Source organism: Streptomyces sp. NPDC013157, assembly GCF_042899865.1.
GTDB lineage: Bacteria > Actinomycetota > Actinomycetes > Streptomycetales > Streptomycetaceae > Streptomyces.
Genome location: NZ_JBIBAK010000007.1, coordinates 226039 through 239554 on the forward strand (window position 1 = coordinate 226039; position 13516 = coordinate 239554).

The 13516-nt window shown below is 69.4% G+C and carries 16 protein-coding genes and 5 tRNA genes; 16 read left to right on the forward strand and 5 right to left on the reverse strand.

Features of this window, described 5'->3' with window-relative positions; genetic code table 11:
- Positions 1-479: 479 nt before the first annotated feature.
- From ACFY6U_RS22400 to gltX, 3 genes are all read left to right on the forward strand, one after another.
- On the forward strand, positions 480-668 hold the full coding sequence (locus ACFY6U_RS22400) for a hypothetical protein (protein ID WP_093498891.1): 189 nt from the start codon (positions 480-482) through the stop codon (positions 666-668).
- Positions 669-792: 124 nt separating this feature from the next.
- Positions 793-1578 carry a fumarylacetoacetate hydrolase family protein gene (locus ACFY6U_RS22405; RefSeq protein WP_390040750.1) on the forward strand — a complete coding sequence of 262 codons (786 nt, stop codon included), beginning with the start codon at positions 793-795 and terminating at the stop codon, positions 1576-1578.
- Entirely contained in the window at positions 1562-3046 is a 1485-nt protein-coding gene (gltX, locus tag ACFY6U_RS22410; protein WP_390040752.1) for a glutamate--tRNA ligase, read from the forward strand. Before ACFY6U_RS22405 ends, gltX begins: the two co-directional genes overlap by 17 nt.
- A gap of 61 nt (positions 3047-3107) precedes the next feature.
- On the opposite strand, the gene ACFY6U_RS22415 is transcribed toward gltX, so the two are convergent.
- The gene (locus ACFY6U_RS22415) at positions 3108-3392 is read right to left on the reverse strand and encodes a hypothetical protein (protein WP_390040754.1); all 285 of its coding nucleotides are present in this window, start codon (positions 3390-3392) and stop codon (positions 3108-3110) included.
- Between the two features lie 36 nt (positions 3393-3428).
- Here ACFY6U_RS22415 and ACFY6U_RS22420 point away from each other — a divergent pair, with 36 nt between their 5' ends.
- The 6 genes from ACFY6U_RS22420 (at position 3429) to ACFY6U_RS22445 (ending at position 4724) form a co-directional block, all read left to right on the forward strand.
- Positions 3429-4172: an HAD family hydrolase gene (locus ACFY6U_RS22420; RefSeq protein ID WP_390040756.1), complete on the forward strand. Its 744-nt coding sequence runs from the start codon at positions 3429-3431 to the stop codon at positions 4170-4172.
- Positions 4173-4263: 91 nt separating this feature from the next.
- A tRNA-Gln gene (locus ACFY6U_RS22425) sits at positions 4264-4335 on the forward strand.
- Positions 4336-4356: 21 nt separating this feature from the next.
- Positions 4357-4429, forward strand: a tRNA-Glu gene (locus ACFY6U_RS22430).
- A 28-nt stretch (positions 4430-4457) separates the two neighbouring features.
- Positions 4458-4530, forward strand: a tRNA-Glu gene (locus ACFY6U_RS22435).
- A gap of 21 nt (positions 4531-4551) precedes the next feature.
- Positions 4552-4623 (forward strand) — tRNA-Gln (locus tag ACFY6U_RS22440).
- Between the two features lie 28 nt (positions 4624-4651).
- Positions 4652-4724, forward strand: a tRNA-Glu gene (locus ACFY6U_RS22445).
- A gap of 55 nt (positions 4725-4779) precedes the next feature.
- Here ACFY6U_RS22445 and ACFY6U_RS22450 read toward each other — a convergent pair.
- Entirely contained in the window at positions 4780-5424 is a 645-nt protein-coding gene (locus ACFY6U_RS22450; protein WP_390040758.1) for a MerR family transcriptional regulator, read from the reverse strand.
- 93 nt (positions 5425-5517) lie between these two features.
- Between ACFY6U_RS22450 and ACFY6U_RS22455 the strand changes: the two genes are divergently transcribed.
- A complete protein-coding gene (locus ACFY6U_RS22455; RefSeq protein ID WP_390040760.1) occupies positions 5518-6018 on the forward strand; it encodes a DUF4188 domain-containing protein in 501 nt (166 codons plus the stop codon).
- Between the two features lie 276 nt (positions 6019-6294).
- Here the strand turns inward: ACFY6U_RS22455 and ndgR are convergent, their stop codons facing one another.
- Entirely contained in the window at positions 6295-7011 is a 717-nt protein-coding gene (gene ndgR / locus ACFY6U_RS22460; protein ID WP_123973900.1) for an IclR family transcriptional regulator NdgR, read from the reverse strand.
- Between the two features lie 205 nt (positions 7012-7216).
- Between ndgR and leuC the strand changes: the two genes are divergently transcribed.
- The 4 genes from leuC to ACFY6U_RS22480 all read left to right on the forward strand — a co-directional run bounded on the left by leuC (position 7217) and on the right by ACFY6U_RS22480 (position 10541).
- Positions 7217-8641: a 3-isopropylmalate dehydratase large subunit gene (gene leuC, locus ACFY6U_RS22465; protein ID WP_390040762.1), complete on the forward strand. Its 1425-nt coding sequence runs from the start codon at positions 7217-7219 to the stop codon at positions 8639-8641.
- A 6-nt stretch (positions 8642-8647) separates the two neighbouring features.
- A complete protein-coding gene (leuD, locus tag ACFY6U_RS22470) occupies positions 8648-9241 on the forward strand; it encodes a 3-isopropylmalate dehydratase small subunit (RefSeq protein WP_388924878.1) in 594 nt (197 codons plus the stop codon).
- A 287-nt stretch (positions 9242-9528) separates the two neighbouring features.
- Complete coding sequence (locus ACFY6U_RS22475) at positions 9529-9759, forward strand: hypothetical protein (RefSeq protein ID WP_181802287.1); 231 nt, start codon at positions 9529-9531, stop codon at positions 9757-9759.
- Positions 9760-9899: 140 nt separating this feature from the next.
- A complete protein-coding gene (locus tag ACFY6U_RS22480; protein WP_390040764.1) occupies positions 9900-10541 on the forward strand; it encodes an HU family DNA-binding protein in 642 nt (213 codons plus the stop codon).
- A 192-nt stretch (positions 10542-10733) separates the two neighbouring features.
- Here ACFY6U_RS22480 and ACFY6U_RS22485 read toward each other — a convergent pair whose 3' ends face one another.
- Both ACFY6U_RS22485 and cofC read right to left on the reverse strand, forming a co-directional pair.
- Positions 10734-10937 carry a hypothetical protein gene (locus ACFY6U_RS22485; RefSeq protein WP_390040766.1) on the reverse strand — a complete coding sequence of 68 codons (204 nt, stop codon included), beginning with the start codon at positions 10935-10937 and terminating at the stop codon, positions 10734-10736.
- A gap of 9 nt (positions 10938-10946) precedes the next feature.
- Positions 10947-11585, reverse strand: a complete 639-nt coding sequence (gene cofC, locus ACFY6U_RS22490; protein WP_390040768.1) for a 2-phospho-L-lactate guanylyltransferase — start codon at positions 11583-11585, stop codon at positions 10947-10949.
- Positions 11586-11740: 155 nt separating this feature from the next.
- Between cofC and ACFY6U_RS22495 the strand changes: the two genes are divergently transcribed.
- Positions 11741-12505: a lysophospholipid acyltransferase family protein gene (locus ACFY6U_RS22495; RefSeq protein WP_390040770.1), complete on the forward strand. Its 765-nt coding sequence runs from the start codon at positions 11741-11743 to the stop codon at positions 12503-12505.
- Positions 12502-13512 (forward strand): NAD(P)H-dependent glycerol-3-phosphate dehydrogenase, encoded by a 1011-nt coding sequence (locus tag ACFY6U_RS22500; protein WP_390040772.1) that lies wholly within the window; start codon positions 12502-12504, stop codon positions 13510-13512. The genes ACFY6U_RS22495 and ACFY6U_RS22500 overlap by 4 nt, the downstream gene beginning before the upstream one ends.
- Positions 13513-13516 lie beyond the last annotated feature (4 nt).

Below are 13516 nucleotides of genomic sequence, written 5' to 3' on the forward strand. Positions count from 1 at the left end.
TGTTGGTCGTGAGTGTGACCGGCGCTGGCTCCCCCTGTCTCGCCGCCACTCGGCGCTGCGTTGCGCCCCCTGCGCGCCGGCTCGATCCTGCGGCGGTCCGTGGAATTCCAGCACAGTGCCGGATCTCCAACAAGGGCCGTGGACCGAGCTGTGACCTCTGTGACAGCGTGTGAGTGACACGTTACGAGATGTGGAAGCCGATCGCGTACATAAAGGGCGTATCCCTGTCAGTCGCCGGTGCGCGGGCCGTGTCCCAGTCGCCATGATCAGGAGCGGAATGACAGGTTCAGTTCGTCAATGTCCGTTTCGTTGCGGTGAGTTGTCGGTCGCATATGACCGTTTTGCCCCCGAGGTCGTGAGCAAACTCACATGTAGATCCAGGCCTCTTCGTGGCTTCGGCCGGGAATTCGATGTTTAGCCTGGCGCTTTACAAGAGGGAAGTCTCTGCCAACCCACACACGACGGGGCCCCGTACAACCGTGAAGACGACGATGATGTTCCGCAACATAGCCAACCCCCGGCGCACCACCCTCGCCCACCTCAAGGACGCCGAGGAACTGCAGACCCCCGAGCTGCCCGAGCACTCCCTCGATCTCCCCTCCCAGACCGCCAACCCCCGGCGCACGATCCTCATGGAGATCCCGGCCGGGACCTCGGTCGCGGAGTAGTACGCGACCGGGCGGCCGATCACTCACCCACCCGGTGACCGGGTTATTCCGCGGCGGCCACCCCTCACCGCGTTAGCCTGGAGCGTCAGACTCCAGCCGGCTCAGTGAGGGGCGCCAGGATCCCGTGCGCATCGCCAGGTTCTCCATCGACGGGAACGTCGCCTTCGGCGCCGTCGAGGGCGACAAGCAGGACGAACTCGTCCTCGACATCATCAAGGGCATTCCGTTCGCGGACTTCGAGCTCTCCGGTACGAAGGTCCCGCTGAGCAAGGTCCGCCTGCTCCCGCCGGTGCTCCCCAACAAGGTCGTCGCCTACGGCCGCAACTACGCGGAGCACGCGAAGGAGCTGGGCAACGAGGTCCCGGACGCCCCCTTCGCCTTCTTCAAGCCGTCCACCTCGGTGATCGGCCCCGGCGACGACATCCAGTACCCGTCCTTCTCCCAGGACCTCCACCACGAGGCCGAACTGGCCGTGGTCATCGGCCGGATGTGCCGCGAGGTCCCGCGCGAGCGCGTGGCGGACGTCATCCTCGGCTACACCTGCGCCAACGACGTCACCGCCCGCGACGTGCAGAAGCGCGAGAAGCAGTGGGCCCGCGCCAAGGGCTTCGACACCTCCTGCCCGCTCGGCCCCTGGGTGGAGACGGACCTGGACCTGGCCACCGCGTCCGACCTGACGATCCAGCTCACGGTCAACGGCGAACAGCGCCAGCTCGGCCGTACGAGCGAGATGATCCACTCCATCGCGGACCTGGTCGTCAACATCACCGAGGCCATGACACTGCTCCCCGGCGACGTCATCCTCACCGGCACCCCGGCAGGGGTCGGCCCCCTCAGCGTCGGCGACGAGGTCGCCGTCACCATCGAAGGCATCGGCACTCTCACCAACAAGGTTGTCAAGCGTGGCTAGCGCACCCGTCCGCGTACGTTTCTGCCCCTCGCCCACCGGTAACCCCCATGTGGGCCTGGTCCGCACCGCCCTGTTCAACTGGGCGTTCGCCCGGCACCACCAGGGCACGCTCGTCTTCCGCATCGAGGACACCGACGCGGCCCGCGACTCCGAGGAGTCGTACCAGCAGCTGCTCGACGCGATGCGCTGGCTGGGCTTCGACTGGGACGAGGGCCCCGAGGTCGGCGGCCCGCACGCGCCGTACCGCCAGTCGCAGCGCATGGACATCTACAAGGACGTCGCCGCCAAGCTGCTCGACGCCGGCCACGCCTACCACTGCTACTGCTCCCAGGAGGAGCTGGACAGCCGGCGCGAGGCCGCCCGTGCCGCCGGCAAGCCGTCCGGCTACGACGGCCACTGCCGCGACCTCACCGCGGAGCAGGTGGCGGAGTACAAGGCCCAGGGCCGTACGCCCATCGTCCGCTTCCGGATGCCCGACGAGACGATCACCTTCACGGACCTGGTCCGCGGCGAGCTGACCTTCACCCCGGAGAACGTCCCCGACTACGGCATCGTCCGCGCCAACGGCGCCCCGCTGTACACCCTGGTCAACCCGGTCGACGATGCCCTGATGGAGATCACCCACGTCCTGCGCGGCGAGGACCTGCTCTCCTCCACCCCGCGCCAGATCGCCCTCTACAAGGCGCTGACCGAGCTCGGCATCGCCAAGCAGACCCCGGCCTTCGGCCACCTCCCCTACGTCATGGGCGAGGGCAACAAGAAGCTGTCGAAGCGCGACCCGCAGTCCTCCCTCAACCTCTACCGGGAGCGCGGCTTCCTGCCCGAGGGGCTGCTCAACTACCTCTCCCTGCTGGGCTGGTCGCTCTCCGCCGACCAGGACATCTTCACGATCCAGGAGATGGTCGCGGCCTTCGACATCTCCGACGTGAACCCCAACCCGGCCCGCTTCGACCTGAAGAAGTGCGAGGCGATCAACGCCGACCACATCCGGATGCTGGACGTGAAGGACTTCACGGAGCGTTGCGCCCCCTGGCTGCAGGCCCCCTTCGCGCCCTGGGCGCCGGAGGACTTCGACGAGGCGAAGTGGCAGGCGATCGCCCCGCACGCCCAGACCCGCCTCAAGGTCCTCTCGGAGATCACCGAGAACGTCGACTTCCTCTTCCTCCCCGAGCCGGTCGAGGACGAGGCGTCCTGGGCCAAGGCGATGAAGGAGGGCAGCGACGCCCTCCTCGCCACGGCCCGCGAGAAGCTGGAGTCCGCCGACTGGACCTCCCCCGACTCCCTGAAGGAGGCCGTCCTGGCCGCCGGCGAGGCCCACGGCCTCAAGCTCGGCAAGGCCCAGGCCCCGGTCCGCGTCGCCGTCACCGGCCGCACGGTCGGCCTGCCGCTCTTCGAGTCCCTGGAGATCCTGGGCCAGGAGAAGACGCTCGCCAGGATCGACGCGGCGCTGGCGAAGCTCAGCGCGTAACGCCGGGACATGTGTGAGGGGCGGCACCCGGAGATCGGGTGCCGCCCCTCACGCGCTCGTGTCAGACGGCGTCGGCCTCGTCGATCAGGTAGGCGAACTCGTCGAAGATCTCCAGGACGACGGCGACCATGATCGCGCCGGCGACCATGTACTCCAGCAGCACGCCGGGAGCCACGTACGCCTTGCGCAGGTGTTCGTCGGGCCCGAGCTGCGCGGTCGCCGCCTTGCGGAAGGGGTCGCGTGACAGTACCCGCACGGCCTTGTCCAACTGCGCTCGACGCTCGCCGGTCAGACCGTCGTATGCCGCACGGGCCTCGACGGTGAACTGGACTCGGTACTCGCTCATGACCCACGTGTGCGAGCCCGCGATACCGTCGGGCCTATGAGCGTCAAAGCCGTGGTCTGGGACGTCGACGACACCCTTTTCGACTACACGAGTGCCGACCGTGAGGGCATGCGGGCGCATCTGGCGGCGGAGGGGCTGCTCGCCGGATGGGGGAGCGCGGAGGCGGCCCTGGTGCGGTGGCGGGAGATCACCGACCAGCAGTGGGCGCGGTTCTCGGCGGGCGAGCTCTCCTTCGAGGACCAGCGCCGCGACCGGGTCCGGGTGTTCCTGGAGACGGAGCTGACCGACAGCGAGGCCGACGACTGGTTCCGCCGGTATCTGACGCACTACGAGGCCGTCTGGGCCCTCTTCCCGGACGTCCTGCCCGCCCTGGACGCCCTCGCGGCCGGCTACCGACACGCCGTGCTCTCCAACTCCAGCCTGCACGTCCAGGACCGCAAGCTGCGCACGCTCGGGGTCCACGACCGCTTCGAGGCCGTCCTGTGCGCCGCCGAACTGGGCGTCTCCAAGCCCGCGGCCGGCGCTTTCCTGGCGGCCTGTGAAGCCCTGGAACTCGCCCCGCACCAGGTCGCGTACGTCGGCGACCACCCGGAGATCGACGGGCGGGGCGCCGCTGACGCCGGGCTGCTGTCGGTGTGGATCGACCGTCACGGAGCGTCCACCGGGCCGGTCACCAGGGCCGACGCACCCGTCGGTCCGCACCGGATCGCCTCGCTCGCCGAACTGCCCGCGATCCTCCGCGCCGATACCCGTTTTGGAGCCCCGTCCACCTTCAGGTAATGTTCTTCCTGCGCCGCCGGGGAGCGGGCCGAAAGGCCGGAACCGGAGGCGCGAAACTAGAACAAGATCCCCTCAGGGGTTTGCGTTCCAGTGGCCTATGGTGTAATTGGCAGCACGACTGATTCTGGTTCAGTTAGTCTTGGTTCGAGTCCAGGTAGGCCAGCTCGCAGAGCTCATCTGCAAAGCCCCCGTTGTGTAGCGGCCTAGCACGCTGCCCTCTCAAGGCAGTAGCGCCGGTTCGAATCCGGTCGGGGGTACGGAGATCTTCCACGGATGATCGCTAGGGCCCCCGTTGTGTAGCGGCCTAGCACGCCGCCCTCTCAAGGCGGTAGCGCCGGTTCGAATCCGGTCGGGGGTACGAACTGGTCTAAACCATCATTGGTCTATGGTGTAATTGGCAGCACGACTGATTCTGGTTCAGTTAGTCTTGGTTCGAGTCCAGGTAGACCAGCTCGGACCTGCGGAAACGCAGTGTCCACGCCCCCGTTGTGTAGCGGCCTAGCACGCCGCCCTCTCAAGGCGGTAGCGCCGGTTCGAATCCGGTCGGGGGTACGTGAAGAAGGCCCTCCGCTTCGGCGGGGGGCCTTCTGTCTGTGTGTGCGGCGCCCTACTCGAAGCCGTAGCGCCGGGCCGACTCCTCCTCCTGGGCCAGCCGGTGCAGTGCCTGGAGCATCGGCTCCACCAGCACCGCGCTGGCCACCGCGGCCTCCGCCTTCTCCTCCTCCGACGGATGCGTCTCCAGGAAGTCCAGGTCGGCGACGGCCGCCTGGTACATCAACTTCGCGCGCGGTACGAGGAGTTCGGCGTCCCAGTCGTAGCCGAGCCTGCGGAACGCGGCCAGCGCGACCACCAGCTGCCGGTACGCCGGCGAGATCGTCGTCAGCTGCCTGGCGTTCGCCCAGCCCAGCGTGTCCAGGAGGGCGTCGGCCTCCCGGTGTGCGGCGCGCACGTACTCGTCGTTCTCGTCCGGCTCCGGCAGCTGCGGCAGCGCCCACAGCGCGGCGCCCACCCGGATCGTGCGGCCCAGCGAGTCGTCGTCGACATGCCCGAGCACCTCGCGGACCGTCGCCACGGGGATCCGCCCCACCTGGATCATGGCCCGCACCAGCCGCAGCCGCCGCAGGTGCTCCTCGTCGTACTCGGCGGTCGTGGCGTTGACCTGGCGGCCGGGCGGCAACAGCCCCTCGCGCAGGTAGTACTTGATCGTCGCGGCGGACACCCCGCTGCGCTCGCTCAACCGGGCAAGCCGCATGTCTTGCGCGCCTCCTTGGTAAGTGCCACTATCCAAGCACCGGCAGACGGATAGTGCCGCTATCCGACGGGGCCTCCGGGGGTGTCGTTCCTCATGTTCACCAAACCGATTCCGGGCCGTACGACCGCTGCCCGCGAGGGCGACGCGGTGGTCCTGCTCATCGGCATGCGCATCAACCACTTCTGGGCGGTCCACCAGTGGCTCCCGGTCATGCTGTCGATGTTCCGCATGCTGAAGGAGCTGGCGCGGGACCCCGGCCGGGGGCTGCTCGGCCGCATCCTGCTGACGGCGTCGCCGCGGACGTACTACGTCGTCCAGTACTGGGAGTCGAAGGAGAAGCTGTACGCGTACGCGAGCGAGGTGGGCCTGCTCCACCACAGGGTGTGGGGCGCCGTGAACCGCAAGGAGAAGGCGGGGAAGCTGCGCGGGCACGTGGGCCTCTGGCACGAGACCTACATCGCCCCCGAAGGCTCCTACGAGTCGATCTACTTCGACATGCCGCAGTTCGGCCTGGGGGCGGCGAGCGGGACGGTTCCCGTGGAGCGCCGGGGACGCTATGCGAAGGACCGGTTCGCTCATCGCTCCGGGAGCTGACTCACCTGGGGGCGCGGGGAACTGCGCGACCAGCCACGACGGCGTCGCAGACGGCTGACGGCCGGTGGGGGCGGGCGCTGCACCGTGGGGGCTCCGGTCCCTGGGCGGGTGCGGGCAGTGCGTGGCCGGCCGCGCAGTTCCTCCCCCAGCCTTCGGCCGGGGGTACCCCCCAGCGCCCCTGAGCGGGGACAGTCCCCTGCGGAAAAGGTCTCGCCCCCTGAGAACGGGCCTGCCGCGGCGTTGAGGCCGGCCTCTTTCTCCAGGGGGCGTCGGCTCTCAGCCGGAACGGCGCAGTGCCTCCGACAGGCGGGCGGCCGCGTCGATCACGGCCTGGGCGTGCATGCGGCCGGGGTGGCGGGTCAGGCGCTCGATGGGGCCGGAGACGGAGACGGCGGCCACCACGCGGTTGGAAGGGCCTCGCACCGGTGCCGACACCGACGCGACGCCCGGCTCCCGCTCGCCGATGGACTGGGCCCAGCCGCGGCGCCGGACGCCCGACAGGGCCGTCGCCGTGAAGCGGGCGCCCTGGAGGCCGCGGTGCAGCCGCTCCGGCTCCTCCCAGGCCATCAGGATCTGCGCCGAGGAACCGGCCTTCATCGTGAGCGTCGAGCCGACCGGGACCGTGTCCCGAAGGCCGGACAACCGTTCCGCGGCGGCCACGCAGATGCGCATGTCGCCCTGGCGGCGATAGAGCTGTGCACTCTCTCCGGTGATGTCGCGGAGGTGCGTCAGCACCGGGCCCGCCGTCGCGAGCAGGCGGTCCTCACCGGCCGCCGCGGCCAGTTCCGCGAGTCGCGGACCGAGAATGAAACGGCCCTGCATGTCGCGTGCCACCATGCGGTGGTGTTCCAGAGCCACGGCCAGCCGGTGGGCCGTGGGTCGTGCCAGTCCGGTGGCCCCGACCAGACCCGCGAGGGTGGCCGGACCGGACTCCAGGGCGCTCAGGACAAGGGCCGCCTTGTCCAGAACGCCGACGCCGCTACTGTTGTCCATGCAACGATACTCACGTCTCACTCTGTGAAACGCAAGTTCAATTTTCCGTGGAACGCGCCACCCTGGAATCACACAGTGGCCCGCGGACCAACGGGCCCGGCGGCGGACGCCCGGAACCACGACTTCAGGGGCCCGGAACACGGGCAGCCGCTTCCTCAAGATCTCTAGTTGGGCCGGTGCACGTCTGCCGGCCGGAGGGAAAGCGATGGGTAGGACACTCGCGGAGAAGGTCTGGGACGACCACGTCGTCCGGCGCGCCGAGGGCGAGCCCGACCTCCTCTTCATCGATCTGCACCTGCTGCACGAGGTGACCAGCCCGCAGGCCTTCGACGGGCTGCGCCAGAACGGCCGCCAGGTGCGCCGCCTCGACCTCACCATCGCGACCGAGGACCACAACACCCCGACCCTCGACATCGACAAGCCCATCGCGGACCCCGTCTCCCGCGCCCAGCTGGAGACGCTGCGCAAGAACTGCGCCGAGTTCGGGGTGCGCCTGCACCCGCTGGGCGACGTCGAGCAGGGTGTCGTGCACGTCGTCGGCCCCCAGCTGGGCCTGACGCAGCCGGGCACGACCGTCGTCTGCGGCGACTCGCACACCTCCACGCACGGCGCCTTCGGCGCGCTGGCGTTCGGCATCGGCACCTCCCAGGTGGAGCACGTGCTGGCCACCCAGACGCTGCCGCTGGCCCGCCCGAAGACCATGGCGATCACGGTCGACGGCGAGCTGCCCGAGGGTGTCACCGCCAAGGACCTGATCCTGGCGATCATCGCCAAGATCGGTACCGGCGGCGGCCAGGGCTACATCCTGGAGTACCGCGGCTCCGCCATCGAGAAGCTCTCGATGGAGGCCCGCATGACCATCTGCAACATGTCGATCGAGGCCGGCGCCCGCGCGGGCATGATCGCCCCCGACGAGACCACCTTCGCGTACCTGAAGGGCCGTGCCCACGCCCCCGAGGGCGAGGACTGGGACGCGGCGGTCGCGTACTGGAAGACCCTGAAGACCGACGCGGACGCGGAATTCGACGCCGAGGTGCACATCGACGCCGCCGCGCTCTCGCCGTTCGTCACCTGGGGTACCAACCCGGGGCAGGGCGCGCCGCTTTCGGCGGACGTCCCCGACCCGGCTTCGTACGAAGACGCTTCGGAGCGCCTCGCCGCCGAAAAGGCCCTGGAGTACATGGGGTTGGAGGCCGGCCAGCCGCTGCGCTCGATCAACGTGGACACCGTCTTCGTAGGCTCCTGCACCAACGGCCGGATCGAGGACCTGCGCGCCGCCGCCGAGATCCTCAAGGACCGCAAAGTCGCCGACGGCGTACGGATGCTGGTCGTCCCCGGCTCCGCGCGGGTCGGGCTGCAGGCCGTCTCCGAGGGCCTGGACGTGGTCTTCAAGGACGCCGGCGCCGAATGGCGGCACGCGGGCTGCTCGATGTGCCTCGGCATGAACCCCGACCAGCTGGCCCCCGGTGAGCGCTCCGCGTCCACCTCCAACCGCAACTTCGAGGGGCGGCAGGGCAAGGGCGGCCGTACCCACCTGGTGTCGCCGCAGGTCGCGGCCGCAACCGCCGTACTGGGCCACCTGGCCTCCCCGGCCGACCTGTCCGACGCTCGTACGCCCGCTGGAGTCTGATCAGCCATGGAAGCATTCACCACGCACACCGGCCGGGCCGTCCCGCTGCGCCGCTCCAACGTCGACACCGACCAGATCATCCCTGCTCACTGGCTCAAGAAGGTGACCCGGGACGGCTTCGAGGACGGACTGTTCGAGGCCTGGCGCAAGGACGAGAACTTCATCCTCAACCGCCCCGAGCGGCAGGGGGCCACGGTTCTGGTCGCCGGCCCCGACTTCGGCACCGGCTCCTCCCGTGAGCACGCCGTCTGGGCGCTGCAGAACTACGGCTTCAAGACCGTGATCTCCTCCCGCTTCGCCGACATCTTCCGGGGCAACTCGCTGAAGAACGGCCTGCTCACGGTGGTCCTGGACCAGAAGATCGTGGAGGCGCTGCAGGAGCTCTCCGAGAACGACCCGCAGGCCGAGATCACCGTCGACCTGGAGAACCGGGAGGTACGCGCCGAGGGCATCACCGCCTCCTTCGAGCTGGACGAGAACTCCCGCTGGCGGCTGCTGAACGGCCTGGACGACATCTCCATCACCCTCCGGAACGAGGCCGACATCGCCGCCTACGAGGCCAAGCGGCCGTCGTACAAGCCGCGGACGCTCCAGGTCTGACCCGGAGCCCACTTCGGCGGGCACCGCCACATCTGAATACGGCTGGTTTCAGCCACCGCAACACCCCGCCTGTACCCCCGATCGCCACGATTGGGGGTACAGCCATGTCTGCACCCGAACGGGCGCTCGCGTTGTCGCAGGTCTTGCCAACTTCCCACGTTAGGGCGGATGTTGTCGGGGTACGTGAGTGCTGTGTCTGCGGCTTCCGCAAGTGCCCGGAAGGCCATTTGAGGCGCCAGTTGCACCCTGCGCAGGCGACAACTCGCCCCAGATGGCACAATCTGTGCATGGAACACGACGGCCAACTCCAGCTCTATGCGGCGGTCGCGGGCCAACTCAAGGAAGCGCACACAAAAGTGCGCGCACTGCAAGTCCCGGAGGGCGTACGGATGGCGCTGACCCGGAAGCTGCTGGTCATTACGGCCGCGGCCAAACACGACGTCGCCGACGCGGCAAGGCGGCTCGAACGGTTCAACGCGGACCTCGACGCGGGTCGAATCCCCGAAGAGGACCGCTGACCAGACCGTACGAGTCGGCCGAGTCCGTTGCGGCACAAGGGTGATAAGCCCGTTTCGTGTTTGATTTGCGGTATATATCTGCCTAACGTGCGAAAAAGCTTGAACACATTCGTTCTGGCGATGTCTCCGAAGGGGAAGACGTGAACAAGGCGCAGCTCGTAGAAGCGATTGCCGACAAGATGGGCGGCCGCCAGCAGGCCGCCGAGGCTGTCGACCATGTCCTGGACGCCATCGTCCGCGCGGTCGTCGCAGGTGAGCGGGTCTCGGTCACCGGCTTCGGGTCCTTCGAGAAGGTGGACCGCCCCGCCCGCTACGCCCGCAACCCCCAGACGGGCGAGCGGGTTCGGGTCAAGAAGACCTCCGTGCCGCGCTTCCGCGCCGGTCAGGGCTTCAAGGACCTGGTGAGCGGCTCCAAGAAGCTCCCGCGCGGCGGCGAGGTCGCGGTCAAGAAGGCGCCCAAGGGCAGCCTGACCGGCGGCGCTTCGGCGACGGTCAAGAAGGCGGCGGCGAAGAAGACCACCGCCAAGAAGGCGACGGGGGTGGCGAAGAAGACCACGGCCGCCGCCAAGAAGACGACGACGGCGAAGAAGACCACGGGCGCCGCCGCGAAGAAGACGACGACGGCCGCCGCGAAGAAGACGACCGCGAAGAAGACCACCGCCACGGCGAAGAAGGCGGCCGCCAAGAAGGCGCCGGCCAAGAAGGTCACCGCGAAGAAGGCGCCGGCCAAGAAGTCGACGGCGCGGAAGGCTACCGCCAAGAAGACGACGGCCGCACGCTGAGGCGGGGCCCGCTTCAGGGCGGGGTTGGGACACTCACGCGAGGGGCCGGATTCCCTTGGGGAGTCCGGCCCGCGGTGTGTTCGAGACGCGGAGTTGCGTCGTGTTTCGGGTGCGCGCCGGTGGGGGCTGGTCGCGCAGTTCCTCCCCCAGCCTTCGGCCGGGGGTACCCCCAGCGCCCCTGAGTTACTCGCCTCAGAGTGTCTGCAAAGTCACCAGGGTGATCCGAAGGTCGTCTCCGCTTCCCTCGGTCTCGATCCGTACCCGCTGCCCCGGCCTGAGCAGCCGCAGGCCGCCCGCCTCGAAGGCCGGGCCGTCGAAGGGCACCGGGGTTCCGTCGTCGAGGAGTACCTGGCCGCTGCGGGTCTCGGGGTCGTACGTGTATGCGGTCGCCTGCATGAGCGCAGCCTACTGGTCCGGGATCAGCAGGCGGGCCGCCACCGCGGCCGTGCGGGGGCCGACGCCCAGGGCCAGGGCCGCGCGCAGGTCGGCGCCGGTGTCCACGTCCTGGCGTACCGAATCCACGCCCACCAGGCGCAGTTCCGCGGCGCCCGAGGCGGCGTGCCGGGCGCGGGAATCCAGGCCGAATGCGGGCGCCAATTCCTGACCGGGGGCCGCGGCCAGCAGGGTGGTGCCGATTGCCGCGGCGTCCGGGAGAAAAGCGCGCGGGAATTCCGCGGCCGCGTCGAGGACGCGGGCCAATTCCAGCGGGCGGACGGCCGGGAGATCGGCGTTCAGGGCGGCCACGGGGCTTTCCGGACGCGACGTCCGGACCGCCGCCGCCCCGTGCCGCAGCGCCGCGTTCAGGCCGCTGCCCGGCGTGTCCGCGACGATGCGCGCACCCAGCGCCGACAGCTCGCGCCCGGCCAGCGTGTCGTCCGTGACGACCGCCACATCCTTCACCGACTGGCAGGCCAGGGCCGCCGCCACCGTGTCCTGGGCGAAGGCGAGAGCCAGTGACGGACGCACGCCGTCCGACGCGGTGTCCGCGAGCCTGCTCTTGGCCCGGGCCAGAGGCTTGAGCGGGATGAGCAAGGTCCACTGCACAGTCGTACCGTCCCTCCCTTGTTGCCTCATTGTCACCCGGGCTCACGGGGTGCTCGCGACGCCGAGGCGTACGGTGTTCTCGACAGGCCGGCGGGCCGGGGCCACACTTCTTCCCGATCCCAGGCCGGGAAGAAGTCCTAGAGGAAGGTGTCCGCGTGCCCCGCCGGAGAATCGGCTTCTGGTACCGCTTCGCTGCGGTGCTCTGCAAACCTCCGCTGGTGGTTCTGATCAAGCGGGACTGGCGTGGAATGGAGAACATTCCGGCCGAGGGCGGTTTTATCACCGCGGTGAACCACAATTCCCACATCGACCCCTTCGCCTACGCCCACTATCAGTACAACACCGGCCGTGTTCCGCGATTCCTCGCGAAGAGCGGGCTTTTCAAGAAGGGATTCGTCGGCGCCGCCATGCGGGGCACCGGCCAGATCCCCGTCTACCGCGAGTCCACCGACGCGCTCAGCGCCTTCCGGGCCGCGATCGACGCCGTGGAGCGCGGCGAGTGCGTCGCCTTCTACCCTGAGGGAACGATCACCCGCGACCCCGGCCAGTGGCCCATGACCGGCAAGACCGGTGCCGCCAGGGTCGCCCTGCAGACCAAGTGCCCGGTGATCCCGGTCGCCCAGTGGGGCGCCAACGAACTCCTCCCGCCGTACGCGAAGAAGCCGCATCTGCTGCCGCGCAAGACGCACCACGTCCTCGCGGGCCCGCCGGTCGACCTCACGCGCTTCTACGGCAAGGAGATGACCCAGGACGTCCTCAAGGAGGCGACCGAGGTCATCATGGCGGCCATCACCCGCCAGCTGGAGGAGATCCGCGGCGAGAAGGCCCCCGAGAGCCCCTACGATCCACGCCAGGTGCGGATCGAGCAGCGGCGCCGGGCGCGTGCGCAGAGCGGTCTGGAAGAGGAGAGCGGCAAGTGAGCATGCCTGCCAAGGCGGCGGTCTTCAGCGCGGGTTCATGGGGTACGACCTTCGGGATGGTGCTCGCCGACGCGGGGTGCGAGGTCACCCTGTGGGCGCGGCGCGCGGAGGTGGCGGAGGCCATCAACTCCGGCCGTACCAACCCCGACTACCTGCCGGGTGTGGAACTCCCCGAGAACCTGCGGGCCACCACCGACCCCGCCGAGGCGGCCGCCGGCGCCGACTTCACGTTCCTGTCGGTGCCGTCCCAGACCCTGCGGGCCAACCTCGCCGAATGGGCGCCGCTGCTCGCGCCCCGGACGGTCCTCGTGTCCCTCATGAAGGGGATCGAACTCGGCACCGCCATGCGGATGAGCGAGGTCATCGAGGACGTCGCCAAGGTCGGCGCGGACCGCGTCGCCGTCGTCACCGGCCCCAACCTCGCCCGCGAGATCGCGGCCCGGATGCCGGCCGCCGCCGTCGTCGCCTGCACCGACGAGACGGTGGCCCAGCGCCTCCAGGCGGCCTGCCACACCCCGTACTTCCGGCCCTACACCGAGACCGACGTGATCGGGTGCGAGCTGGGTGGTGCCGTGAAGAACGTCATCGGCCTCGCCGTCGGCATCGCCGACGGCATGGGGCTCGGCGACAACGCCAAGGGCTCGCTCATCACCCGCGGCCTCGCCGAGACCACCCGCCTCGGCATCGCGCTGGGCGCCGACCCGCTGACCTTCTCCGGACTCGCGGGCCTCGGGGACCTGGTGGCCACCGGCTCCTCGCCCCTCTCCCGCAACCACACCTTCGGCACCAACCTCGGCAAGGGCATGACCCTGGAGGAGACCATCGCGGTCACCAAGCAGACCGCCGAGGGCGTCAAGTCCTGCGAGTCCGTGGCCGATCTGGCCCGCCGGCACGGCGTGGAGATGCCGATCACCGAGACGGTCGTCGACATCGTGCACGAGGGCAAGCCGCCGGTGGTCGCCCTCAAGGAGCTGATGTCGCGCAGCGCGAAGCCCGAGCGACGCTGAGCGA